Consider the following 23,890-nt stretch of genomic DNA (forward strand, 5'->3'; position numbering starts at 1 on the left):
GGCGCGCGAGGGCCTCAAGCGTCGTGGAGGTAACAGACTGTGCTGCTGGAGTTGGATCCCGATCAGGAAGTCCTGCGGGAGGCGACGGCTCGGTATCTGACCGACCGGGTGCCCACAGAGACGATCCGGCGGCTGCGGAACGACGCCTCGGGGTTCGAGGCGGACTACTGGCGTGCCGGCGCCGAGCTCGGCTGGACGTCCCTGCTGGTGTCCGAGGAGAACGGCGGCGGCTCGATCAGTGGGGCGGGCCTGGTCGACCTGACCGTGGCCGCGCACGAGTTCGGGCTCCGGGCGGCGCCCGGACCGCTGGTGCCGACGAACGTCGTCGCGGCGGCGCTGAGCGCCGTCGGCGGCGCGGCGCACGAGGCCGTCCTGGCGGGGCTGCTGGAAGGCACGGCGATCGCCTCGTGGTGCTACGGCGAGCCTGCGCCGAACGACCGGCTGGGCACGGTGGAGCTGACCTGCCGGGTAGAGGGCGACGAGATCGTCCTCGACGGGGTCAAGCGCCCGGTCGAGTCGGCGGGCGTGGCCCAGTTCCTGCTGGTCACGGGGCGCAGCGAGGCGGGTCTCACCCAGGTGCTCGTCCCGACCGACACACCGGGCCTGACGGTGGAGCCGCTGCGCACCGTCGACCTGACCCGCCGGTTCGCGACCGTCCGGTTCGACGGGGTGCGGGTGCCGGCGAGCGCCCTGGTCGGTGAGCTCGGCGGGGCCGCGGAGCAGGTGGAGCGTCAGCTCCAGCTGGCCCTGGTGATCCTCTGCGCGGAGAGCGTCGGCTCGATGCAGGCCGCGTTCGACATGACGGTGCAGTGGGCGTTCGAGCGCTACTCGTTCGGCCGGCCGCTGGCCTCCTACCAGGAGCTCAAGCACCGGTTCGCGGACATGAAGTCGTGGCTGGAGGCGGCGCACGCCATCAGCGACACGGCGGCGAGCGCCGTCGACGCGGAGTCGCCGGACGCCCCCGAGCTGGTCAGCGCCGCGAAGGCGTTCATCGGTGAGTACGGAGCCGAGCTGCTCCAGGACTGCGTCCAGATCCACGGCGGGATCGGCGTGACCTTCGAGCACGACCTGCATCTCTTCCTGCGCCGGGTCGTCCTCGACCGCGCGCTGTACGGCACCCCCGCCGAGCACCGGCAGCGGATCGCCGGCGTGGTCGAACATCTCAAGGAGCGGGCATGAGCACGGGCGACATCGAGGACGTCGAGACCTTCCGCCAGCGGGCGCGGGACTGGATCCGGGGCAACCTGGCGCCGCTCCCGGCGGGCAGCGGGATCGGCGTGATGCGCGCGGGTGAAAGCGACGAGGCGGAGCTCGCCGCGGTCGCGCGCCAGCGCGAGATCCAGCGGATGTTCTACGACGCGGGTTTCGCCGGGATCGCCTTTCCCCGCGAATACGGCGGCCAGGGGCTCACCGCGGACCACCAGAAGGCCTTCAGCGAGGAGATCTCGGGCTACGAGTATCCCGCCGACATCCAGGCCCCGACATTCTCGCCGTGTGCCGCGGTGCTGCTCGACTTCGGCACCGAGGAGCAGAAGCGCCAGCACATCCCGGCGATTCTGAAGGGCGAGGAGCTGTGGATGCAGTTCCTGTCCGAGCCGAGCGCCGGTTCGGACGTCGCCGCCGCGCTGACCAGCGCCGTCCGCGACGGTGACGACTGGATCCTGAACGGGTCCAAGATCTGGACGACCGGCGCCTGGTGGTCGGACTGGGGCCTCGTCCTGGCCCGGACGAACTGGGACGTCCCGAAGCACCGCGGGCTGACCGTGTTCATCCTGCCGATTCACCAGCCGGGTATCGAGGTGCACCGCATCGAGATGCTGAACGGCAACAAGGAGTTCTGCCAGGAGTTCCTCACCGACGTCCGGGTCCCGGACTCCGACCGCATCGGCGAGGTCGACGACGGCTGGACGGTCGGCACGCGGTGGATGTTCCACGAGCGGATGCTGCACAACTCGCCGCTGGTCACCATTCCCGCCGACGGGGCGCGCGGCACGATCCGCGCCACCCACCTGGTGGAGATCGCGCGCGACGCCGGCCGGCTCGAGGACCCGCTGGCCCGTGACCTCATCGGCGAGGGCCGCATGCTCGACCTCGTCACGCACGCGCTGCAGGGCCGGCTGTCTCGCGGCCTGCGCTCCGGCCGGATGCCCGACCAGTCGGCGGCCATCGGACGGCTGTTCACCGGTGTGACGGCCGCGCGGACCACGACCCTGTCGTTCAACCTGGCCGGCGGGGCGAGCGCGGCCTGGACGGACGATGACGGCGCCACCGCCGAGTGCGGCAACGACTTCCTGCTGCGGCAGGTGAGCTGCATCGGCGGCGGCACCACCGAGATGGCCCGCAACGTTGTCAGCGAGCGGGTGCTCGGCATGCCCCGCGAGCCGGCGAAGGACCGCGGGGGGGCATCCGGGTACGCCCGGGGGGGCGCCTCCACCGGGGGCTGACCCCACCGACCCGTCACCGGGGCCGGGCGCGTACCCACGCGCCCGGCCGCTGTCGTTCGTCCGGCTGTCGCTCGTCTGCTCTCGTTCGGCTGGGAGGCTCAGCGCTCGCAGCCGGCGGACGCGATCATTCTCAGGTCGACGGCGTTCGCCATGGCCCGGTAGCCGGCCGGGTTCGGGTGCAGGTTGTCGACGGAGGCGTACGCCGGCAGCAGCGTGGACGGGTCGGCGGGGTTGCGCACCGCCGCGTCGAAGTCCACGAATCCGTCGGCGAGGCGCTGGCCGCGTATCCAGGAGTTGATCTGCTGGCGGTAGTTCTCGCTGTCGGGGGCGGTGCCGGTGCCGTCGATGATGGCATTGGACGCGGGCGTGATCGTTCCCAGCCAGATCTTCACGCCCGCCGCGTGCGCCCGGTCGATCAGTTGGGTGTATCCGGAGATGACCTGCTCGGGCGTGGCGGGGGTCAGCCCGAGGTCGTTGATGCCCTCGAGCAGCAGCACCCCGGCGACACCGGCCCGCGTGAGAGCGTCCTCGTCGAAGCGCTGCAGCCCGCTGCGCCCCGCCTGCGACGGCTCACCGCTGGTCAGGAGCATGTTCCCGCTGATCCCGGCGTTGACGACGGAGACCGGGATGCCGGCGCCGAGCAGCCGCCGCTGCAGGTCGTCGGGGTAGCGCAGGTTCCGGTCCGCGACGCTGGCGTCCGCGGGGACGCTCAGCGCGGTGGACGCCACGAACCCGTCGGTGATCGAGTCGCCGAACGCGACCACGGCCCGGTTCGGGGCCGGGGCGAGCACGTCGACGCCGTTGACGTACAGCCAGCTTCCGGTCCGGCCGGTGTAGCTCGGACCGGTGAGCTCACCGGTCCGGTCCCCGCTGCCGGCGGGCGAGTAGTACGAGGTCGCGTTGGCGTTCCAGTGCTTCGTCGGAGACGCCTGGTCGCCTGGGACGAAGATGCTGACCGCGAGCGGGTCGAAGGCCGCGAAGGTGAGCCCGGCGGGATCACTGACGGCCTCTCCGCCGGCGGGGATGGTCACCGACCGGGCGCCGCCGAACCGCACCGGTGCGGCCGGGCCCACCGCCGGCCCGAGCACCCGTCGTGCGACGGTGACGCCGCCGAAGGTCACCGGGGTGGTGCCGAAGCGGTTCGACAGGTGGATCCGCAGCGACGTCCCCCCGAGGTGCGGGGTGACGATCATCCGCAGCGACTGGTCCGAGAGGGCCTGGGGCGTGGCCGCTCCGGTGGCGTCGGTGGGGACCCGCGAGTCGGTGGGACTGGCCGCCCAGCTCGCCACCCACCGGCTCCCGGCGCAGGCCTGGGTACCGCTCGCGACCGCCGGGCTCGGCCCCGCCAGCCCCACCGAGAACGCGGCGGCGAGCAGCACCATCGCCGCCGGACCGGACAACCTCATCCATCTCTGCACAGTCTTCTCCCTGACTACGCGCGGGAGGTCCACAAATGGGATGGTCGCGAGACACCGTTCCCCGCCGAATCGACGCCGCCCTTGTGGCCCGCTATTCACGGAACCGGAGCATAGAGAGATGAAGCGAGACTCGGAATGGGTCGCGAATCTCACTACAGGCGGTTAGGGTGGGCCGTATTCCGTATTGGCGAGGTAAGGGATGCCGAGGCCGCAGCGAGATGATGCCCGCCGCAATCGTGCGGCCATACTCCGGGTGGCCGACGACGCGTTCACCGACTGCTCGCAGGCCGTCCCGCTGGACGAGATCGCGCGGCGCGCCGGACTCGGCCGGGCGACGGTCTACCGGCATTTTCCCGACCGGCACGCGCTGGCGGTCGCCGTCGTCGGGGAGAATCTCCGGGCGCTCGAGCAGGCCGCCGAAGCAGCGGATGCCGACGCGGCGAACGGCGAGCACCGCTCATTCCGTGATCTGCTGTACTGGGTCTTCTCCACGCAGCTCGCGATGCGCCCGCTCGCCGCGCTGATCCGGGAGCTGCCGGCCCGGGCCCAGCAGGAGCACATCGACGCGCTGATCGCTGTCCTGACCCCGCCGTTCCGGCGGGCGCAGGCCGAGGGCCGGCTCCGTCCCGATCTCGAACCACCGGATCTCGCGCTGTTCATGACGATGCTCGACGCCGCGGCCGAAGCGGTGCCGGCCGGCACCGACCGGGCGGCGGCCGCGCGGCGGCTCATCACCGTCGTGTTCGACGGCATCCTCACCTAGCCTCAAGGGCGTTCAGCCCTTGGGCCCTCCGTGATCGCCCGTGCCGATCCACCGCGGATCTGTCACATCCGACCTGCCTGGATTCGACATATCCGCAGGGTGCCTGCAGCGCGCAGGAACCAGAGCGCGCCGCCACGCGGACGCGAGCACAGGCGAAGGACGGAAGCGTATGAAGATCACGATCTTCGGAGCCAGCGGGGCCACGGGGCGCCTCGTGGTGCGACAGGCACTCGACGCGGGCCACGCCGTTACGGCGGTGACGCGTTGCCCGGCGGAGTTCCCGCTGGCCGGTGAGCAGCTCACCGTCATCGGGGGCGATGTGTCCGACGGGGCCGCCCTCGCGCCGGCGATCGAGGGCGCCGACGCGGTGCTGTCCAGCCTGGGGGTGCCGTTCACCCGTGGCCCGATCACCGTCTACAGCCGCGGCGCCGCGAAGATTCTCGAGGCGATGACGCGGCACGGTGTGAAACGGCTGGCCGTCGTCAGCTCGACGGCGGTCGAACCCCACCCCCACCGCGAGGGCGGGTTCCTGCTCAACCGGGTCATGCAGCCGATGATCGTCAGGACGATCGGCAGGACCACGTACGCGGACATGCGGGCCATGGAGCAGATCGTCCGCGAGAGTGACGCGGAATGGACGATCATCCGATCCTCGGGGCTGTTCGATGCCGACCACGTCTCGCGCTACACCGTCAGCGACGGCCCGCTGGACGGAGTCTTCACCAGCCGTGCCGACCTGGCCCACTGCCTGCTGACGCAGGCCACCGGGAAGCGGTTCGTCGGCCGGACGGTCGAGATCACGACCAGCGAGAACGCCCCGACACTCCTACAGGTGATCCGGCGGGAGGCGTTCGGCCGTGACTGACCCCGCCGCCGACCACCTGTCATGACCTTCGAGCCCGCGTCCCCCGCGTCCCCCGCGAACGGCGCCGCCTGGTACGCCGAACAGTTCGAACGCCAACGTCGCCAGCTGCGCGCCGTCGCCTACCGCATGCTCGGCTCCTTCGCGGACGCCGACGACGCGGTGCAGGAAGCCTGGCTGCGGCTCAGCCGAGCAGACGAGACGGCGATCGACAACCTGGCCGGGTGGCTGACCACCGTCGTCGGGCGCGTCTGCGTCGACATGCTGCGCGCCCGCCGGGCGCGGCGCGAGGACCTGCCCGGCACGTGGCTGCCCGACCCGGTCATCACCGAGGCGGACACCCCCGATCCCGAACAACGCGTCCTGCTGGCCGACTCGGTCGGCCTGGCGCTCCTCGTCGTCCTGGACAGTCTTCGACCGGCGGAACGGCTCGCGTTCGTGCTGCACGACATGTTCGGCGTCCCGTTCGACGACATCGCTCCCATCCTCGAGAAGAGCCCGGCGGCGACACGGCAGCTGGCCAGTCGGGCCCGTCGTCGCGTCCAGGGCAGCGGCACCCGGCCGGATCCCGACCTCCCCACCCAGCGTCGCGTGGCCGAAGCCTTCCTCGCCGCCGCTCGCAACGGTGATTTCGCCGCGCTCGTCGAACTCCTCGACCCGGACGTCAGACTCCGGGTCGACACCGGGCCCCGCACCTGGCTCGCCCCACCACTGCTCACCGGGGCACGCGACGTCGCCAGCCACGCCGCCGCCCAGGGCCCACGCTTCGCCGGCCCTTGGGAACCCGCCCTCGTCAACGGCGCCGCCGGCATGATCGCGCGTGGCAGAGCCGGGCTGATCGCAGTCGTGGGATTCATCGTCGTCAACGGTCGCATCAGCGAGATCGACCTCATTCTCGACCCCGACAGGCTGGCCGCCGTGGAAGTCAACGACTGATGCGATGCGCGTCCTAGCCGAACGCCTCCACGATCTCGGTGACGATGGCGCGCGCGGCGGGGGAGAGGTCGCGCCATCCGGTGCCGAGGTCGGCGGCGAACGAGCGCCGGTAGTCGGTACCGGGGGAGCGGATGGTCTCCGTGTAGCCGGAGTGGAACAGCACGGGCATTCGCAGGCCTGGCGCCGTCGCCACGGCGCACGGGCCGAGATCCAGCGCCAGGGCGTCGAAGACCTGCAGTTCGGTGCGGTCCGCATGCTTGACGAAGACCACCACCCAGCCGTCGCCGCCGGCCTTGTCCGGCACGAAGACCGGGGACTCGCAGATCGTCCCGGCCGGGAACGTCCACGCCGACTGCTCGGTCATCGACTCCAGGTCGACGCAGACCAGCGACGACGGGATCTCGGTCGTGGGCAGGTCGTCGACGTCGACCACCCGGAACGGATGGTCTGCGTACATCTCGACGATCGCCGAGACCATCGTGTCGGGCGTGGCGCCCCAGTACGCCTGCCACAGGTGGCGGCCCCGCTCGAGCGCCGCCGGGCGGGTGTCGCGGGCGTAGAGCAGGGTTCCCCAGTGCCGCTGCGGGTCGAGGAAGTACCTGCTCTGCCGCACCTGCCCGGTACGGCCGTCGATGACGTGCCGCCCGACCGGTGCGGCGTCGACCGGCGTCGGCATGAACCCGGACAGGCAGCTGCGCAGCCTGTCCCCGGTGCGCCACACGGTGTCCGAGCGGGTGATGGCGTAGTTCATGTCCCAGCCGTTCGAGTGCGCGACGTACATCGTGACGTCGTCGCCGTCCTGGCCGTAGTCGGCGAACTCGTGGAACGACTCGTACGGGACCCGCGCGTGCGTCACCGGCACCGCGGAGCCGACCCGGGCGCGGGTCAGCGCCCGCTTGGCGACCAGGTAGATGTCGGTGAACGGCAGGTGCGGCTTGGTGCGGCCGCGGCCGGCGACGCTGCCGGGCTCCGGCTGGAAGCCGATCTCGGTGAAGATGACGTAGTCGCGGGTCACCGCGATCTCGTGGGTGCCCTGGGTGATGCGCGCCCCGGGGACCTCCCAGGTCTCCAGCTCGCCGTGGCCGTCCCAGCGCACCACCGACAGCGGGCCCTCCGCGTCGGTGGTCGACCGGCCGCGCGGGCGCAGGTGGATGTTGCTCCACCACAGGCAGCCCTCGTCGGGGTCGACCACCGGGTGGGACGTCGTCTGCACCCCGGGGAACAGCGGATGCGCCCCGACCTGGGGATACTCGTGGACCGCGCCGAGGAACGTCCGGTAGGTCATCGTGACCGGGTCGAGCTCCACCGGCCGCTGTCGGTCGGCGGTGAGCAGCAGCCGGTCGCCGAAGAAGTGCGGCGCGGTGTGGCTGAGTGACGGGCGGGCGCCGGCCAGCAGCCGCTGGAGCTCCTCCGGAGCCAGTGCGGCACGCAGCCCGCCCAGCATCGCCAGGTCCGGGGTGACCACCCGGCGGGTCCGCCAGCTGCGTTTCGCCAGATCGACCCGGGTCAGCATTCCCGGCCCGCTCGGCGCGAAGTCCAGCACCGTCGGCTGGGCAGGCCCGACGACAAATGCGAACCCGGTCAGCCCGTCCGGCCACTGGCCGGCGGTGACGACAAGATCGACCTCGTATTCCCGGCTCTGCTCGAGCACGTGGTAAACCGCGTGGTCCACGAGAAAACCTCCCGCCGACCCGTCGGAGGAGCGGCTGAGAGAAATTCTCGGAGCCTGCGGCTGCCGGGCGGTGGACTCAGGGTGAACGCCGTGGGAAAGCACCCCCGCCGGGTTTGTGCCCATGGCTCGATCGCGCCGGTGAATCAAGTAGACGCATCAGTCTACTTTCTGCGAAGCTACCGTTCGTGGCGGCGCCGGGGGAAGGTCCCGGCCCGCCCGGGCCGCCGCCGCCCGGGCGCCGTCGCCCGGGCGAGGCGGTCGCGGCGACGAGGATGGGCGTGATGGCGGGCACGAGGGCGACGGTCGGATTCGTGGGCCTGGGGAGCATGGGCGGCGCCCTGGCCGCGAGCCTGGTCGCGGCCGGGTTCGACGTCGTCGCCCACGACGCGGCCGGCCCGGATCGGGTCCCGGTGGGAGCGGTCGGCGCGGCCGACGTCGCCGAGGTCGCCGGACGGGCCGACACCGTCGTGTTCAGCCTGCCCGACGGGGCGGTGTCCGAGCAGGTCGCCGGTGAGATCGTCGCGCTGGCCGGCCGGCGGGCGGCGTACGTCGTCGACACCTCGACGGTCGGGGTGGCCGCCGCGCGCCGGATCGCCGGCCGGCTGGCCGGCGCCGGTGTCGGCTACGTCGACGCGCCGGTGTCGGGTGGCGTGGCGGGCGCCCGGGCGCGCACGATCGCGGTGATGTTCGCCGGGTCCGACGCCGACTGCGCGGCGGTCACGCCCGTCCTGGCCGGCCTGAGTGACCGCCGGACCAGAGTGGGCGACGAGCCGGGCCTGGCCCAGGCACTGAAGCTGGCGAACAACTTCCTCTCCGCGACGGCGCTGGCGGCGACCAGCGAGGCGATCGCCTTCGGCACCGCGGCCGGGCTCGACATGGCCACGATGCTCGACGTGCTGAACGGCGCGAGCGGCCGGAGCTCGGCGACCGGCGACAAGTTCCCCAACCACGTACTCACCGAACGCTACGCGGCTGGTTTCACCAACTCGTTGATGGCGAAGGACGTCGCGCTCTATCTGGCGGCCGTCCAGGAGCGCGACGGCGCTGTGCGAAGCTCACCGAACTCACCGAACTCACCGAACTCGCGGGACTCGCGGATCGGGGCGGTCACGGCGTCGGTGTGGGAGCGGTTCGCGGCCGCGGCACCCGGTGCCGACTTCACCCGGATCTATCCCTTCGTGAAGGGCACCTGACTGCCCGCCGGACGCCTGCTCCGAGTATCTCCGCACTGTCTCCCGGCCGGGGAGCCTCCTGGGGTCGGGGTCTTGACAAAGCGGGTGTTCAGAAACTAATCCGGGCCGAGTTGATTCTCGCTGATGATCGAAAATCATCCTCTCTGTTGAGGAGAGGATTATTACCAAAAAGTGCAATCGACGGCTGGCGGCGCTCACGTCCACCAGCGGCCAGGCCAGGCCAGGCCAGGCTGGAGGTCGGGTCCTGTCCTGGGGCGTCACCAGCGGGGTTGTGGGCGGTAAGGTGGTTCTCGGATGCGTCATATAAGGTTTTCCGGGCTTCGTGGGGGGGGGCGCCGGCATTCCGGGAGGTCGAATACCGTCCGTGACGCGGTGTCGGAGGCGGTGATCGGCCGGCCGGAATTGATCTGTGGGTCTTGACCGACCCAACGTCAGGTGATAGGCATTTTTTGGGATTCGTTCGGTTCGGACGGCTCGCCCCGGTTATCACAGTACTATTGACCTGCTGTGTGATCGGTATCACTATCGGTTGCCGGGTGTTTACCGGTTCAAGGGCGGAGGAACCTCTGATATGGCACGTATCGACCCGCTTCCCCTCAGGGAATGGCCGAAGGAGATGCGGCCGGCCCTGGCAGCCCTGACGCCGCCCGTGCCGCTGCACCCTCCGATGCCCTCCGAGGGCAAGCCCAAGGCACTGAACACGCTGGGGACGCTCGCCCACCACCCCACGCTGGCGCACGCCTTCTTCACGTTCAACGGCCACATCCAGCGTGCGACGACGCTGACGCTGCGCCAGCGGGAGATCATCATTTTGCGGGTGGCGGCACTGCGCAAGTGCTACTACGAGTGGACACAGCACGTCGTCATGGGCCACGACATCGGCCTGACCGACGACGAGATCACCCGCATCGCGCTGGGCCCGGACGCGCCCTTCTGGGACCCGGTCGAGGCGGCGCTGATCCGCGCGGTGGACGAGCTCCTCACCGAGGGCGCGATCGGCGCCGGCAGCTGGGAGACCCTCGCGGCCAAGCACGACACCCAGCAGCTGCTGGACATCATCTTCACGGTCGGCGCCTACGAGACCCTGGCGCTGATGATGCGCTCGTTCGAGCTCGAGCTCGACGACGACCTCACCCAGACCTGACCACCGAACGAGACCCAGACCTGACCGCCGGGCGAGCGACCCGGCCCGGCGCCGTCTCCGGCGGGTGGTGGCGCACCCGGATCCGACAGGAGTAGTCATGGCCGTGACCGTCACCGAGATCAGCCCGGAGGTCGGCGTCGAGATCGCCGGCCTCGCCGGCCACCAGCTCGCCGACCCGGCGGTCGCGGCCGACTGCCAGGCCCTGCTGGAACGCCACGGCGTCGTCGTCTACCGCGAGATCCACGTCGGCGACGACGACCTGGTCGCCTTCAGCCGCCTGCTCGGCCAGGTGGTCGTCGCCCCCGTGGGCGGCACGGACACCCACCCCGAGATCTCGAAGATCACTCTGGACCCGGCCGAGAGCGTCCTGGCCGCCTACCGGCGGGGAACCTTCTTCTGGCACATCGACGGGGCCAACGACGAGCTGCCGCAGAAGGCCACGCTGCTGACGGCCCGCCAGGTCTCCGACGAGGGCGGCGACACCGAGTTCGCCAACACCTACGCCGCCTACGAGGCGCTCTCCGACGCCGAGAAGGAGCAGTTCGCGAAGCTACGCGTCGTGCACAGCTTCGCGGCCTCACAGTCGCTGGCCGAGCCCGACGCGTCGGAGCGGACCCGCGCGCTGTGGGCACGGGTGCCGGCCCGCGAGCACCCGCTGGTCTGGACCCGCCGCAGCGGCCGCAGGTCGCTGCTGGTCGGCGCGACGACCGACCACGTCGTCGGCTGGCCGGCGGACGAAAGCCGCGCCCTGCTCGACCGGCTCCTCGAGTGGTCGACCCAGCCGCGGTTCGTCCTGCGCCATCACTGGCACCCCGGCGACCTCGTGATCTGGGACAACACCGGCATGCTGCACCGGGCGATCCCATACACGGCGACGTCGCACCGGTTGATGCACCGAACGACCCTCGTGGGCGAAGAAGTCGTAGCCTGACCTCCGCGCGCGGCACCCCCGCGCGAAGTTCTGACGTCCATCGGACGGTCGGCCCGCGGGCGAGGCCGAGGCCGGCGGGACGACGGACGTCCGCACTGTCCGAACTGCCCGATGGAGGTCAGCATGCGAGTGGTCGTGGACTTCAAGCTCTGTGAGAGCAACGCGCTGTGCGTGGGGCTCGCTCCCACGGTGTTCGAGCTCGACGACAACGACTATCTGAACGTGCTGGACGAGCACCCCGAGGAGGACCTCGTCAAGGACGTCCGCGCGGCCGTCACCGCCTGCCCCAAGCAGGCCATCAAGCTCGTCGACGACTGAGCGCGCACAGGTCGGCGCCGGGCGGCCACTGACCGTCCGGCGCGTCGGCCGCGTTCCGTCCCCGGGCCGCGGCGCCGCGTCGTGACACGGTGTCGTGAACGGGGGGTGACGGTTACGCAGACGATCTTTGGCCGGCAGGTGAACGCCACCTTCTCTTATCATGGCGGTTGATGTCCCGCGCTCACTCCAGTCCCCGTGACCGGGCCCGCTTTGGGGTCGGCGAGGAGGGGGTGGCCGGCGGGGCCCGATCCGCCCGGCATCGGCACGCCGCGCAACGCTTCTGGCAGCTTTCCGACACCGATCTCGACGACCTGCTGGCGCTGACCGGCGAGGCCGACCGGGTCGAGCTGAAGCTGGTCGTGCCCGTGGCCGCGCACGAGGCGACCTGCGCCGCGCTCGGCATCGAGTTCACCCGCGCCCGGGCGCTGCGGGTCTTCTACCTGGACACTCCCGAGCGTGCGCTGCACCGCAACGGTGTGGTGGCCCGGGTTCGCAGCATCGCCGGCCGCGCCGACGACGCGGTGGTGAAGCTGCGGCCCGTCGTCCCGGCCGAGGTCCCGCCGCGGCTGCGCCGCTCCCGCAACTTCATCGTCGAGATCGACGGTATGCCCGGCCGGTACGTCTGCTCCGGGGCGCTGCGGGCCCGGCTGGACGCCGCCACCGACGTCGACCGGACGATGGCCCGGCGGCGGGCGCTGCACCGGCTGTTCACCCCGCCGCAGCTGCGGCTGCTCGCCACCCGCCTGCCGGCCCGGCTCAACGTCGACGATCTCGCGGTGTTCGGCCCGGTGGACGCCCGCCGGGTCAAAATCATCCCCGCCGGTCACGACCGCGCGCTGCTCGCGGAGCGGTGGACGTATCCCGACGGCTCGCGCATCCTCGAGCTTTCCACCCGCTGCCGGCCCGCCGAGGCGCTGCGTGTCGCCGGGCGCACGGCGGACGTCCTGCGCCGGCACGGTGTCGATCTCAGCGGGCCGCAGCAGACGAAGACCCGCACCACCCTGGATTTCTTCGCCGGCGAGCTGACCGGCCCCCGGCGGTGAGGGCGGCCGGCCCGGCGGTGGCCGGCCCAGCAGCGGGCGGGCGCTCCCTCGCGGACTGCCGACGACCATTCACAGTGCTGAGGGGTTCGGTCCTGGGAGCTTCACGCCAAGAGGGTCACTGGGCCGCCGGCCGGTAGCCGCGCACGAACAGCGCGACGCAGGAGCGGACCGCGGTGTCCAGCTGCTCGCCGTCCACGCCCGGCGGGGGCGGGTAGAGGAAGACGCCCACCTCGGTGATCTGCCAGGCCGTGCCGGTGACCAGGACGATGAACTGGCTCGCGGCCCTGACGGGATCGTCGATGCGCAGCGCGCCGGCGTGCGTGAGCCGGGCCAGCTGGCTGATCACCTCCGACCAGACGGGCCCGGCGACGCGGGTGCGCCACAGTTCGAGTAGATGTGGCTGGCGGGGGCCCTCCGCTTGGAGGAGTCGTCGCAGTGACGCCGTCCGGGGATTGAGAAAGATCGCCGTCAGGCGTCTCGCGAGATCGTTCAGCTGCGACTCGGCGTCCACCGGGCGTTCGGCCGGGCTGGTGGTCGGCCGGTCGGCTGGGGCGTGCAACGCCTCGAGGGTCGCGTTCAGGTGCGTGTCGATGACCGCACGGAACAGCGTCTCCTTGTCGCCGAAGTGGTTGTAGACGGTCTGCCTCGAGACCGGGGTCGCGGTGGCGATGTCGTCGAGGGTCGTGGCCGCGTACCCCTGGCGGACGAAGAGATCGAGCGCTGCCTCCATGATCGCTTCCCGCTTCGCGGGAAGGCCGCGCCGCGCTCGCGGGAGCCCACCTTCGTTGCCTGGCATCGGGTCAGGCTAACCTTGGACACTGATGTCCAACACTCTAGGCGTGGACGTCCAACCTAAGCCTGGCTGCGCGCGTCGAACGGGACGCTGGCCGGGTCGGTCCCGCCTCCGATCAATGGAGAGATGAGTGCCCAACCCCGACACCCTGCCCAGCGACCGCCCGCACACCGTCGTGATCGGGGCCGGACCCGCGGGTCTGACCGCTGCCTACCAGCTCGCCACCAGAGGAGCGCCCGTCTCCTGCTACGAGGCCGACGACGTGGTCGGCGGCATCAGCCGCACCGTCGTGCGTGACGGCTGGCGTTTCGACATCGGCGGCCATCGCTTCTTCACGAAGGTCTCGCAGGTGGACGCACTCTGGCGGGAGATCCTGCCTGAGGAGGATTTTCTGCTACGCCCCCGGATGAGCAGGATCTACTACAACGGGAAGCTTTATGACTACCCGCTGAAGGCGCTCAACGCGCTCGTTAACCTCGGTCTGGCCGAGGCATCGCTCGCCATCGCGTCGTACCTGTGGGCGCGCGTCCGGCCTCCGAAGGAGCGGGCGACCAACTACGAGGCATGGCTGGTGGCGCGGTTCGGATGGCGCCTCTACCGGACCTTCTTCAAGACCTACACAGAGAAGGTGTGGGGTATGCCGGTCAGCCAGATGCCGGTCGACTGGGCGGCCCAGCGGGTAAAAGGCCTGTCGCTTGCCGCCGCCATCGTGAATGCGGTACTTCCGAAGCGTAACCAGAAGAAGATAACCAGCCTCATCGAGGAGTTCCGCTACCCCAAGTACGGGCCGGGAATGATGTGGGAGGCGGCCGCAGCCAAGGTCGAGAAACTGGGTGGGCGGGTCGTGATGAACGCGTCCGCGACCAGGATCCACCACGAGGACGGCCGGGCGGTCGCGGTCACCGTGCGGACGCGGTCCGGTGAATGCTCGCGGGTGCTGGCTGATCACGTCATCTCGTCGATGCCGATGTCGACATTGCTCACCAGCATGGATCCGCCGCCACCCGCGCATGTTCTCGACGCGGCCAACGATCTGCGCTACCGCGACTACCTGACCGTCGCGCTCATCGTGTCGGAGGAGTTCAGCTTCCCGGACAACTGGATCTACATCCATGACCCCGGGGTGCGGGTGGGGCGCATCCAGAACTACGGGTCGTGGTCCCCGTACCTGGTCAAGGAGGGCCGGACCTGCCTCGGGCTCGAGTTCTTCGTCTTCGAGGGTGACGACATGTGGGTTCGTCCGGACGACGAGCTGGTCGCGCTGGGCACCGCCGAGCTCGAGACCCTCGGGCTGGTCCGCCCCGGCGCGGTCGAGCGGGGCTACGTCGTCCGCGTCCCCAAGGCATATCCGACCTACGACCAGTTCTACCGGCGGAACGTGGAGGTGATGCGGGAATGGCTGGCGCTACATGTTCCCAATGTGCATCCGGTCGGCCGGAACGGCATGCACCGCTACAACAACGCCGATCACTCGATGCTGACCGCCATGCTCACGGTGGAGAACATCCTCGACGACGCCGGGCACGACATCTGGACGGTGAACGTCGAGGAGGAATACCACGAGGAGAAGGTGAGTGAGCGTGGCAGGGCCGGCGGTGGGGGGACCGGCCGGGACGCGCCGGTGATTCCCCGCCCGGTGGTCGGCCCGGCCTCAGCCCCCCGCTCCGTCGGCCGCGGTTGAAACACCTGCGGATCGTCGGCCGTCAGCCGGCCGAATCCAGCAGAGTGATCGCGCGGGCCACCCGGTCGGCGTGCGCGGACTCCTCGGTGCCGCTGATCCGGAGCAGGCGGGCGACCTTCTCGTCCGCCTCGGACGCCGCCCACCGCTGGTAGTCGGCGTCGCCGGCACGTTCGCCGCGCACGATGGCGTTCAGCAGGGCCGCGTCGACGGCGGTGGGCGCGGCGACGGGATATCCCGCCTTCAGGTCCGCCGAGGCCTCGTAGGCGCGTCCGAGTTTGATGCCGATGGCCTGTCCCATTCGGTTGGCGTGGCCCAGTTCCTCGCGGCCGTTGCGGCGAAGCAGCTCGGCGGCCTCCTCGTTGCCGATGTTGTCCGCCAGATGGAAATAGAGCTGTCCTGACGTCCTTTCCAGCTTGTAGAGGATCTTGAGTTCGGGCACGCCCAGGTGGTCCAGTTTCGCGAGCGCCTGCGCGGACGCCCCGAAGTCCCGCTCTTCCATTCTTCGTCGCCTCCTCGGCAACAGTGGCCATCGGACCGGCCTGACTGTAGGGACGCCCCGGGCATCGGCGCGCGACCGCAGCGGCCTTCCCACGTACCGCGGCGGCCCAGTTCGGACCGGCCTTCCCACGTACGCGGCGGCCCCGCCCGGACCGGCTGGTCGCCTACGATTCCAGCGTGACGGCAGTGCCATTTCTCCCCATGCGCCGGTGCGTGACGGTCGGCGCGGGCACGGTGGAGCACCGGGCGGACGAGTTGATCTCCTACTGGCACCGGCACGACCTGCACGAGGTCGAGTACGCCGTTTCCGGTCTCGCGGAGATCCGCACATCGACGACCCACTATCTGATGCCGCCGTCCTACGCCGCGTGGGTGCCGGCCGGGGTGGAGCACTCGCCCCTGCTCAGGAACGTGACCACGATCGCGGTGTTCTTCGACCCCGCGGTCTTCGACTTCCCGTATTCGCGGGCCGCCGTCATTCCCGTGCCGCCGGTGCTGCGGGAGATGATGCGGTACGCGACCCGATGGCCGATCGGCCGGGGCGAGGACGACGCCGAGGCCGACACCTTCTTCAAAGCGCTGGCCGCGGTGGTCCGCGGCCAGCTCGCGCACGAGGCACCCCTGTCGCTGCCCACCGCGGACGATCCCATCGTCCGGGACGTGATGGCCTACACCACGGACCACCTGGCCGATGCCACAGCGGCCCGGGTGTGCCGGGCCGTCGGCATCTCGGAGCGGGTGCTGCGCCGGCGGTTCGCGGCCGTCCTCGGGCAGCCGTGGCGGGAGTACCTGCGGCAGGTCCGGCTGATCCGGGCCATGGCACTGCTGAGCACGCCGACGACCTCGGTCGGCGAGATCGCCACCGAGGTGGGCTTCGGCAGCGCGAGCGCGCTCGCACGTGCCTTCCGGGCGTGGACGGGAGAGAGCCCGTCCGCCTACCGCGACCGATGGCTCACGACCGCCGCCCTGGACGACCCCAGCCATCTGACGAGTACGTAAGCGTCGCTGTTTCCGGCCAACGGGTGCGTGGGCGGTGTGTTCTGGGAGAAGCTGAGATGAACGCGTCTCATCCGGCAGGCGCGGTGAACGAGGAGGTCAACGCCGTGATTCGACTGAGCGTGTTCTACCCCAGGACCGAGGGCGCGACGTTCGACCTCGACTACTACGTGAACAAGCACATCCCGATGGCCTGCCGGATGTGGGGGCTCACCGAGGTCGAGGTCGACCAGGGCATCCGTGGGCCGTACGTGGCGGCGTCGCACTTCCTCTTCGAGTCGGCGGAGGCGCTCCAGGCGGCGATGAGCGCCGACAGCACAGCCATCAGCGCCGACCTGTCGAACTACACGACGATCACCCCCGTCATGCAGATCAGCGAGATCTTGACGTCCTCCCCCGGGTGAACCGCGGGGGATTCCAACTCCTACGCACCCGTCGGAAGGGGTGCGCGGTGTTGAGATTCGCGGTTCGCGGGCACGGCCAACGCCGTGCCTCCCCGCGCGGTCACGGCCCGTCCGGCCGCGATGTTCCCAACCGCGATGTTCCTGGCCGCGTTGACGTCGGCGTTGGCCGTGTGCCCGCAGGCGACGCACCGGAAGACCGCTGGCTCTAGCTCCCCGGTCGACAGCGCCGCCGACACGACCACCCCACGGTCCACACCGACGACCGCACGGGTGCCCGGCGCGGGGGTCACGGCGAACGCGACATGCCAGCGGCCCGCACGATCCCGCGTCACCCGATACGACTTCGCGTCCGGCACGGCACGGGACCAGCGGAACCGCACCCAGCCCACCTTCGGGACACGCACCCGCGCCCACCGGCGATTCACCCGCCGCACGTCGCCCGGTTTCACCGCCACGACCCGGAACCCCTCACCACGCCCACGCCTCCGGAAAGTGGGCCTGCGATGCGAACCGCGGAAGAAGTTCCCCATCGCCGTCGCGAAGTCACGCAAAGCCTGCTGCTGCACGACGACACTGCCCCCCGCCAGCGCCGGGGCAGGTCCGAGCGCCACATCCGGTCGGGATCGGCCCGGACCTCCTCGTTGGTCCGGCCGCTGAGCACCGAGCGCGGATGCTCCTCCGGGTCCCAGCCGGCCACCGCGTGGGCGTCCCGTGTGTGCAGCAGGAGCCACTGCTCACCATCGCCGCGGACCAGCACCAGCCGGCCGCGCAGCTTGTGCCCGAAGACGTCGGCATGCAGCTCGCCGGCGGCGACCGCCGCGACCGGGTCGGTGGTGCCGTGCGGCGCCCAGGTGCCGAGGGTCGGGCCGCGGGGGACCGCCCAGCTCGCCAGGACCCCGGCCATCTCGAACCGCAGGTCGTGGTCAGCCGTCGGGCCCGGTGGTGCTCCATGATTACCTGGCAGTACTATGCATCGAGCTTCTAGGTTACCGAGGGGGAAGCAGCGTGAAGGTCGCCAAGGATCTGGTGGCCGCCTCGGCGACCCCGATCGTGCTCGGCATCCTGGCGGAGGAGGAGAGCTACGGCTACGCGATCCTCAAGCGGATCAACGAGCTGTCCGGTGGCGAGCTGGACTGGACCGAGGGCCTGCTCTACCCGTTGCTGCACCGGCTCGAGCGCCTCGGGCACGTGGAGTCCAGCTGGCGGTCGGCCACCGGCGAACGTCGGCGCAAGTACTACCGCATCACCGACCGGGGCCTGGCTGAACTGGCCGAGCAGCGCCGCCAGTGGGACACCGTCGTCGACGCGCTCAAGGAGATCTGGACCGGCCTCGGTGACCGCGCCGCGCTGCCGGTGATCCCAGTGGAGGGCCACGCATGACAGCACAGGAAGGCCAGGAGGCAGTGGAGACGCAGGCGCTGGAGGCGCAGTTCGCGCAGTGGCGGCACTACGCGCAGCGCCGCCGGGAGCTACAGTCCTCCGACGCGGACGAGCTCGAGGACCATCTCCGCGGTTCCGTCGACGAGCTCGTCATGGCCGGCCTGAGCGCGGACGAGGCGTTCCTGGTCGCGGTCAAGCGGATGGGCAGCCTCGACGAGCTGTCCCGCGAGTTCGCCCGGGAGCATTCGGAACGGCTGTGGAAGCAGCTGGTCCTGACCGGCGGCCCGGACGCGGACACGCGGTCGCGGCGGGACCTGCGGGTGATGGTGCTCTGTGCCGCGGGTGCGGCGGCGTCCCTCAAGGCGCCGGAGCTGTTCGGTATGCGGATGACCGATGACGGCTCGGCCTCGTTCTACGGGCCGAACCTCAGCCTGTTCGTGCTGCCCTGGCTGGCCGGCTTCCTCGCCTGGCGCCGCGAGGCCCGACGCCCGCTGATCGGGATCATGGGGGCGCTGTTCGCGCTCGGCGCGGTGGCGGCCAACGTCTATCCCGTAGCCGACAACTCGCAGTCACTGGTTCTCACCAGCATCCACCTCCCGATCGCACTGTGGCTCGTGGTGGGGCTGGCCTACGCCGCGGACGACTGGCGCTCGTCCCGTAGACGTATGGACTTCATCCGCTTCACCGGCGAATGGTTCGTCTACTTCGTCCTCATCGCCCTCGGCGGCGGTGTGCTCACCGTGTTCACGGCCGGCACCTTCGAAGCCATCGGAATCGTTTCGGACGACTTCATCTCGCAGTGGCTCCTTCCCTGCGGAGCGGCAGCCGGGGTCATCGTGGCCGGGTGGCTCGTCGAGGCGAAGCAGAGCGTGGTCGAGAACATCGCCCCGGTGCTCACCAGGCTGTTCACACCGCTGTTCACGGTGGTCCTGCTGGCCTTCCTCGTCGCCGTCTGCTGGACCAGCACCGGCATTGACGTCGAGCGTGACGCGCTGATCCTGTTCGACCTGCTGCTGGTCGTCGTCCTGGGGCTGCTGCTCTACTCGATGTCAGCCCGCGATCCGCTGGCCCCGCCCGACCTGTTCGACAGAATGCAGCTCGCCCTGGTGGTAAGCGCGCTGGCCATCGACGTGCTGGTCCTACTGGCAATCACCGGGCGCATCACCGAGTACGGCACCACGCCCAACAAGGCCGCGGCACTCGGGGAGAACGTCATCCTGCTGGCGAACCTCGCCTGGTCGGCGTGGCTCCTGCTGAGGCTGGTCCGCCGGCACACGCCATTCGCGGCGCTCGAACGCTGGCAGACCTCTTACCTGCCGGTGTACGCCGTCTGGGCCTGGATCGTGGTCCTCGCCTTTCCTCCGTTGTTCGGCTATGCCTGACCGAGGCATCGCCGGGCCCGCCGTCGAAGACGGACCGAGGTAAGGCGGGACCGAGGCAAGGCGGGGAGAGGGCGGGGTACGCCCCACGCGGCCGGGTTCTGGCCAGCCGCGCGGGGCGAGATCCCTACTCGGGGTCGTAGGCGAGGTTCGGGCGCAGCCAGCGCTCGACGTCGCCGACCGTCAGGCCGCGTCGCGTGGCGTAGTCCTCGACCTGGTCGCGGCCGATGCGCCCGACGGTGAAGTACCGCGACGACGGGCTGGCGAAGATCAGCCCGCTGACGGCGGCGGCCGGGGTCATCGCGAAGGACTCGGTCAGGCCCAGGCCGACCTGGCCGGCGTCCAGCAGGTCGAACAGGGCCTGCTTCTCGCTGTGGTCGGGGCTCGCCGGGTAGCCGAAGGCGGGGCGGATGCCGCGGAACCGCTCGGCGTGCAGATCCGCCAGCGCCGGCTCGGACCCCGGCTCGAACCAGGCGCGCCGCGCCTCGAGGTGGACGTACTCGGCGAACGCCTCGGCCAGCCGGTCGGCGAGCGCCTTCACCATGATCGAACGGTAGTCGTCCTGACGGGCCTCGAAGGCGGCCGCGAGTGTGTCGGCGCCGTGGATGGCCACCGCGAACCCGCCGAGGTGATCGCCGGCCGGGGCCACGTAGTCGGCGAGGCTGCGGTTCGGGCGTCCCGCGGGCTTGGCGGTCTGCTGGCGCAGCATCGGCACCCGCAGCGGGCCCGCCGCGCCAGTGCCACCACCAGTGCCAGTGCCACCACCAGCGCTGACGTCGATCAGGATGTCGTCGCCGTCCGAGTTGGCCGGCCAGAAGCCGTAGACGCCCTCGGCCCGCAGGGAGCCGTCCGCGATGATCTGGTCGAGCAGCGTGTTGCCCTCGTCGAACAGCTCGCGGGCGACCGGCTGGTCGAGGATCGCCGGGTACTTGCCCTTCAGCTCCCAGGCGAGGAAGAAGAACTGCCAGTCGATCATCTCGCGCAGCGCGGTGAGCTCCGGCGTGACGACGCGGACGCCGGTGAACGCCGGCACGGGCAGCTCGTCGAAGGAGACCTGCTCGCGGTTCGCCCGCGCCTGGGCGAGGGTGAGCAGCGGCTGCTGCTGGCGCTTCTCGTGCTGCTCACGCAGGTGCTGCTGCTCGTCCCGGTTGCGCACGGCGAGGTCGGCGGCCCGGTCGGCGTCCAGCAGGTCGGAGACCACGCCGACGACACGGGAGGCGTCCAGCACGTGGACGGTTGTGGCGTCGTAGGCGGGGGCGATGCGCACGGCGGTGTGCTGGCGTGAGGTGGTCGCGCCGCCGATCAGCAGCGGCAGCTTCAGCCCGCGCCGCTGCATCTCGGTGGCCACCGAGACCATCTCGTCCAGCGACGGGGTGATCAGGCCGGACAGGCCGATCGCGTCAGCGCTCTCGGCCACCGCCGTGTCGAGGATGACCTTCGCGGGGACCATCACCCCCAGGTCGATCACCTCGTAGTTGTTGCAGCCGAGGACCACACCGACGATGTTCTTGCCGATGTCGTGGACGTCGCCCTTGACCGTCGCGAGGACCACCTTGCCGTTGCCGCTGCGGTCGGAGCTGGCGGTGCCGTCCAGCAGCGCCTGCTGCTTCTCGGCCTCCATGAACGGTTCCAGGTAGGCGACGGAGCGCTTCATCACCCGGGCGCTCTTCACGACCTGCGGCAGGAACATCTTCCCGGAGCCGAACAGGTCACCGACGATCTTCATGCCGTCCATCAGCGGGCCCTCGATCACGTCGAGGGCGCGGGCCGCGCTGGCCCGGGCCTCCTCCGTGTCGGCCTCGATGAAGTCGACGATGCCGTGCACGAGCGCGTGGGACAGCCGCTGCTCCACCGGCCCCTCGCGCCACGACAGGTCCACGACGCGCTTCGTGCCGCTGCCGGTCACCGTCTCGGCGAACGAGACGAGCCGGTCGGTGGCGTCGTCGCGGCGGTCGAAGAGCACGTCCTCGACGAGCTCGAGCAGGTCCGCGGGGATGTCCTGGTAGACCGCGAGCTGGCCGGCGTTCACGATGCCCATGTCGAGCCCGGCCTGCACGGCGTAGAAGAGGAACGCCGAGTGCATCGCCTCGCGGACGACGTCGTTGCCGCGGAAGGAGAACGACAGGTTCGAGATGCCACCGCTGATGTGCACCCCGGGGCAGCGCTCCTTGATGCGCGGCAGCGCGTCGAGGAAGGCCTTCGCGTAGCCGTTGTGCTCGGCGATTCCGGTGGCGACGGCGAGCACGTTCGGGTCGAAGACGATGTCCTCGGCCGGGAAGCCGACCCGCTGGGTGAGCAGGTCGTAGGCGCGGCCGCAGATGGCCACCTTGCGCTCGGCGGTCTCGGCCTGGCCCTGCTCGTCGAAGGCCATCACGACGACGCCGGCGCCGAAGTCGCGGATGCGCCTGGCCTGCTCGAGGAAGGGCTCCTCACCCTCCTTGAGGCTGATCGAGTTGACCACGCCCTTGCCCTGCACGCAGCGCAGCCCCGCCTCCAGCACACTCCAGCGCGAGCTGTCGATCATGATGGGCAGCCGGGCCGCCTCCGGCTCGGTGGCCAGCAGGTTCAGGAACGTCGTCATCGCCCGCTCGCTGTCGAGCAGGTCGGCGTCCATGTTGACGTCGAGCAGGTTCGCGCCGCCGCGCACCTGCTCCAGTGCGACGTCGATGGCGCCCTGGAAGTCGTTGCCCTCGATCAGCCGGCGGAACCGCGCCGAACCGGTGACGTTGGTGCGCTCGCCGATCATGACGAACCCGGTGTCCGGGCCGATCTCGAACGGCTCCAGCCCGCTGAACCGGGTGCGCGGCGGCAGCGCCGGAACCGGGCGCGGTGCCGCGCCGGCGACCGCGGCGGCGATCCGCGCGATGTGCGCCGGGGTCGTCCCGCAGCAGCCGCCGACGATGTTGACCATGCCCGCCTCGGCGAACTCGCCGATCAGCCGGCCGGCCTCCTCCGGGGACTGGTCGTAGCCGCCGAACGCGTTCGGCAGGCCGGCGTTGGGATGGCAGGCCGTGTACGTCCCCGCGAGGCGGGCGAGGTCGGCGACGTGCGGGCGCATCTCGTCGGCGCCCAGCGAGCAGTTCACCCCGACGACCAGCGGGTTCGCGTGCGCGATGGAGCTCCAGAACGCCTCGACGGTCTGCCCCGACAGCGTCCGCCCGCTCAGGTCGACGATCGTCACCGAGATCCACAGCGGCAGCTGGGGCGCGACCTCGCGGGCGGCGGCGATCGCGGCCTTCGCGTTGAGCGTGTCGAAGATCGTCTCGATGAGGAGCAGGTCGACCCCGCCCTCGGCGAGAGCCTCGATCTGCTCGGCGTAGGAGTCCCGGACCTCGTCGAAGGTTGCCGCCCGGTAGGCCGGGTCCTCGACCCGCGGCGACAGCGAGAGCGCGACGTTCAGCGGCCCGATCGACCCGGCGACGAACCGCCGCCCGCCCGCCTCGTCGGCGGCCTGGCGGGCCAGCTGCGCGCCCCGCACGTTCATCTCCCGCACGAGCGACTGCAGGCCGTAGTCGGCCTGGGCGATGCTCGTCGCGGTGAACGTGTTCGTGGTCGTGATGTCCGCGCCGGCCGCGAGGTACTGCCGGTGCACGTCGAGGATGACGTCCGGCCGGGTCAGGTTCAGCAGGTCCGGGTCGCCGCTGACGTCCTTCGGGTGGTCGGCGAACCGCTCCGTGCGGTAGTCGGCGGGGGTGAGGCCGGCGTTCTGCAGCATCGTGCCCCAGGCCCCGTCGAGGACGACGACCCGCTGCTCCAGCAGCTCCCGCAGCGCCTGTTCGCTGCCGGTGGCCGCCGGCCGGACGGCACCGCCGCCTTCGGGCCGTGCGCCGGCGCCGGCCTCGGCTCGCTCGCCTCCGACAGTGCCGGCGGGGACCGACACCTCGTCGAGCGATCCGGATCCTGCCATCGCGCACACCTCCCGGTTGTGGGAGGCGCCCTTGCGGATGAGGTTCCGATCGAGCGTGGCGGACCTCGGTCCGTTGCAGCGCCCCTCGACCGGCATCGACGATACAGTGCCGTCCGCGCGCCGCGGGG

21 protein-coding genes, 1 pseudogene and 1 riboswitch are annotated in these 23,890 nt (G+C 70.8%); of the genes and pseudogenes, 16 read left to right on the forward strand and 6 right to left on the reverse strand.

What is annotated here, in order from left to right; translation table 11 throughout:
* Positions 1-39 precede the first annotated feature (39 nt).
* Together MXD62_RS18915 and MXD62_RS18920 are read left to right on the forward strand one after the other, a co-directional pair.
* Complete coding sequence (locus MXD62_RS18915) at positions 40-1,179, forward strand: acyl-CoA dehydrogenase family protein (RefSeq protein WP_248830844.1); 1,140 nt, start codon at positions 40-42, stop codon at positions 1,177-1,179.
* Positions 1,176-2,444 (forward strand): acyl-CoA dehydrogenase family protein, encoded by a 1,269-nt coding sequence (locus MXD62_RS18920; RefSeq protein WP_248830845.1) that lies wholly within the window; start codon positions 1,176-1,178, stop codon positions 2,442-2,444. Before MXD62_RS18915 ends, MXD62_RS18920 begins: the two co-directional genes overlap by 4 nt.
* A 98-nt stretch (positions 2,445-2,542) precedes the next feature.
* On the opposite strand, the gene MXD62_RS18925 is transcribed toward MXD62_RS18920, so the two are convergent.
* Positions 2,543-3,850 (reverse strand): GDSL-type esterase/lipase family protein, encoded by a 1,308-nt coding sequence (locus MXD62_RS18925; RefSeq protein WP_248830846.1) that lies wholly within the window; start codon positions 3,848-3,850, stop codon positions 2,543-2,545.
* Between the two features lie 265 nt (positions 3,851-4,115).
* Between MXD62_RS18925 and MXD62_RS18930 the strand changes: the two genes are divergently transcribed.
* The 3 genes from MXD62_RS18930 (at position 4,116) to sigJ (ending at position 6,423) form a co-directional block, all read left to right on the forward strand.
* Positions 4,116-4,625 carry a TetR/AcrR family transcriptional regulator gene (locus MXD62_RS18930; protein ID WP_248830847.1) on the forward strand — a complete coding sequence of 170 codons (510 nt, stop codon included), beginning with the start codon at positions 4,116-4,118 and terminating at the stop codon, positions 4,623-4,625.
* Positions 4,626-4,794: 169 nt separating this feature from the next.
* Positions 4,795-5,490, forward strand: coding sequence for an NAD(P)-dependent oxidoreductase (locus MXD62_RS18935; RefSeq protein WP_071060157.1), 696 nt, complete (start codon positions 4,795-4,797; stop codon positions 5,488-5,490).
* Between the two features lie 21 nt (positions 5,491-5,511).
* Complete coding sequence (gene sigJ, locus MXD62_RS18940; RefSeq protein WP_248830848.1) at positions 5,512-6,423, forward strand: RNA polymerase sigma factor SigJ; 912 nt, start codon at positions 5,512-5,514, stop codon at positions 6,421-6,423.
* A 13-nt stretch (positions 6,424-6,436) separates the two neighbouring features.
* Here the strand turns inward: sigJ and MXD62_RS18945 are convergent, their stop codons facing one another.
* A complete protein-coding gene (locus MXD62_RS18945; RefSeq protein WP_248830849.1) occupies positions 6,437-8,095 on the reverse strand; it encodes a carotenoid oxygenase family protein in 1,659 nt (552 codons plus the stop codon).
* Between the two features lie 281 nt (positions 8,096-8,376).
* On the opposite strand from MXD62_RS18945, the gene MXD62_RS18950 reads away from it, so the two are divergent.
* The 5 genes from MXD62_RS18950 (at position 8,377) to MXD62_RS18970 (ending at position 12,724) form a co-directional block, all read left to right on the forward strand.
* On the forward strand, positions 8,377-9,288 hold the full coding sequence (locus tag MXD62_RS18950; protein WP_248830867.1) for an NAD(P)-dependent oxidoreductase: 912 nt from the start codon (positions 8,377-8,379) through the stop codon (positions 9,286-9,288).
* Between the two features lie 571 nt (positions 9,289-9,859).
* Positions 9,860-10,432 (forward strand): carboxymuconolactone decarboxylase family protein, encoded by a 573-nt coding sequence (locus tag MXD62_RS18955; RefSeq protein ID WP_112104624.1) that lies wholly within the window; start codon positions 9,860-9,862, stop codon positions 10,430-10,432.
* Between the two features lie 97 nt (positions 10,433-10,529).
* Positions 10,530-11,363 carry a TauD/TfdA family dioxygenase gene (locus MXD62_RS18960; RefSeq protein WP_248830850.1) on the forward strand — a complete coding sequence of 278 codons (834 nt, stop codon included), beginning with the start codon at positions 10,530-10,532 and terminating at the stop codon, positions 11,361-11,363.
* A 123-nt stretch (positions 11,364-11,486) separates the two neighbouring features.
* Positions 11,487-11,681: a ferredoxin gene (locus MXD62_RS18965; protein WP_071060280.1), complete on the forward strand. Its 195-nt coding sequence runs from the start codon at positions 11,487-11,489 to the stop codon at positions 11,679-11,681.
* A gap of 230 nt (positions 11,682-11,911) precedes the next feature.
* Complete coding sequence (locus tag MXD62_RS18970) at positions 11,912-12,724, forward strand: CYTH domain-containing protein (RefSeq protein ID WP_248830851.1); 813 nt, start codon at positions 11,912-11,914, stop codon at positions 12,722-12,724.
* 115 nt (positions 12,725-12,839) lie between these two features.
* Here MXD62_RS18970 and MXD62_RS18975 read toward each other — a convergent pair whose 3' ends face one another.
* Positions 12,840-13,454: a TetR/AcrR family transcriptional regulator gene (locus tag MXD62_RS18975; protein WP_248830852.1), complete on the reverse strand. Its 615-nt coding sequence runs from the start codon at positions 13,452-13,454 to the stop codon at positions 12,840-12,842.
* 193 nt (positions 13,455-13,647) lie between these two features.
* On the opposite strand from MXD62_RS18975, the gene MXD62_RS18980 reads away from it, so the two are divergent.
* Complete coding sequence (locus MXD62_RS18980; RefSeq protein WP_248830853.1) at positions 13,648-15,198, forward strand: NAD(P)/FAD-dependent oxidoreductase; 1,551 nt, start codon at positions 13,648-13,650, stop codon at positions 15,196-15,198.
* Positions 15,199-15,220: 22 nt separating this feature from the next.
* Here the strand turns inward: MXD62_RS18980 and MXD62_RS18985 are convergent, their stop codons facing one another.
* Positions 15,221-15,697 carry a ferritin-like domain-containing protein gene (locus MXD62_RS18985; protein ID WP_248830854.1) on the reverse strand — a complete coding sequence of 159 codons (477 nt, stop codon included), beginning with the start codon at positions 15,695-15,697 and terminating at the stop codon, positions 15,221-15,223.
* Positions 15,698-15,873: 176 nt separating this feature from the next.
* Here MXD62_RS18985 and MXD62_RS18990 point away from each other — a divergent pair, with 176 nt between their 5' ends.
* Positions 15,874-16,695 (forward strand): AraC family transcriptional regulator, encoded by an 822-nt coding sequence (locus MXD62_RS18990; protein WP_248830855.1) that lies wholly within the window; start codon positions 15,874-15,876, stop codon positions 16,693-16,695.
* A 56-nt stretch (positions 16,696-16,751) separates the two neighbouring features.
* Positions 16,752-17,096 carry an EthD family reductase gene (locus MXD62_RS18995; protein ID WP_248830856.1) on the forward strand — a complete coding sequence of 115 codons (345 nt, stop codon included), beginning with the start codon at positions 16,752-16,754 and terminating at the stop codon, positions 17,094-17,096.
* A gap of 20 nt (positions 17,097-17,116) precedes the next feature.
* Here MXD62_RS18995 and MXD62_RS19000 read toward each other — a convergent pair.
* Positions 17,117-17,683: pseudogene (locus tag MXD62_RS19000) on the reverse strand (zinc ribbon domain-containing protein); the annotation flags it as partial.
* A gap of 128 nt (positions 17,684-17,811) precedes the next feature.
* On the opposite strand from MXD62_RS19000, the gene MXD62_RS19005 reads away from it, so the two are divergent.
* Genes MXD62_RS19005 through MXD62_RS19015 form a run of 3 tightly spaced genes read left to right on the forward strand, consistent with a single transcriptional unit; the run spans position 17,812 to position 19,858 of the window.
* Complete coding sequence (locus MXD62_RS19005; RefSeq protein WP_248830857.1) at positions 17,812-18,081, forward strand: hypothetical protein; 270 nt, start codon at positions 17,812-17,814, stop codon at positions 18,079-18,081.
* Between the two features lie 20 nt (positions 18,082-18,101).
* Positions 18,102-18,476, forward strand: a complete 375-nt coding sequence (locus MXD62_RS19010; protein WP_071060168.1) for a PadR family transcriptional regulator — start codon at positions 18,102-18,104, stop codon at positions 18,474-18,476.
* Positions 18,473-19,858 (forward strand): permease prefix domain 1-containing protein, encoded by a 1,386-nt coding sequence (locus tag MXD62_RS19015; RefSeq protein WP_248830858.1) that lies wholly within the window; start codon positions 18,473-18,475, stop codon positions 19,856-19,858. The genes MXD62_RS19010 and MXD62_RS19015 overlap by 4 nt, the downstream gene beginning before the upstream one ends.
* A gap of 124 nt (positions 19,859-19,982) precedes the next feature.
* On the opposite strand, the gene metH is transcribed toward MXD62_RS19015, so the two are convergent.
* Positions 19,983-23,762: a methionine synthase gene (metH, locus tag MXD62_RS19020; RefSeq protein WP_248830859.1), complete on the reverse strand. Its 3,780-nt coding sequence runs from the start codon at positions 23,760-23,762 to the stop codon at positions 19,983-19,985.
* 16 nt (positions 23,763-23,778) lie between these two features.
* Positions 23,779-23,855, reverse strand: a riboswitch (S-adenosyl-L-homocysteine riboswitch).
* Between the last annotated feature and the right edge of the window lie 35 nt (positions 23,856-23,890).

Source organism: Frankia sp. Mgl5, from assembly GCF_023242985.1.
GTDB classification, from domain to species: Bacteria; Actinomycetota; Actinomycetes; order Frankiales; family Frankiaceae; genus Parafrankia; species Parafrankia soli.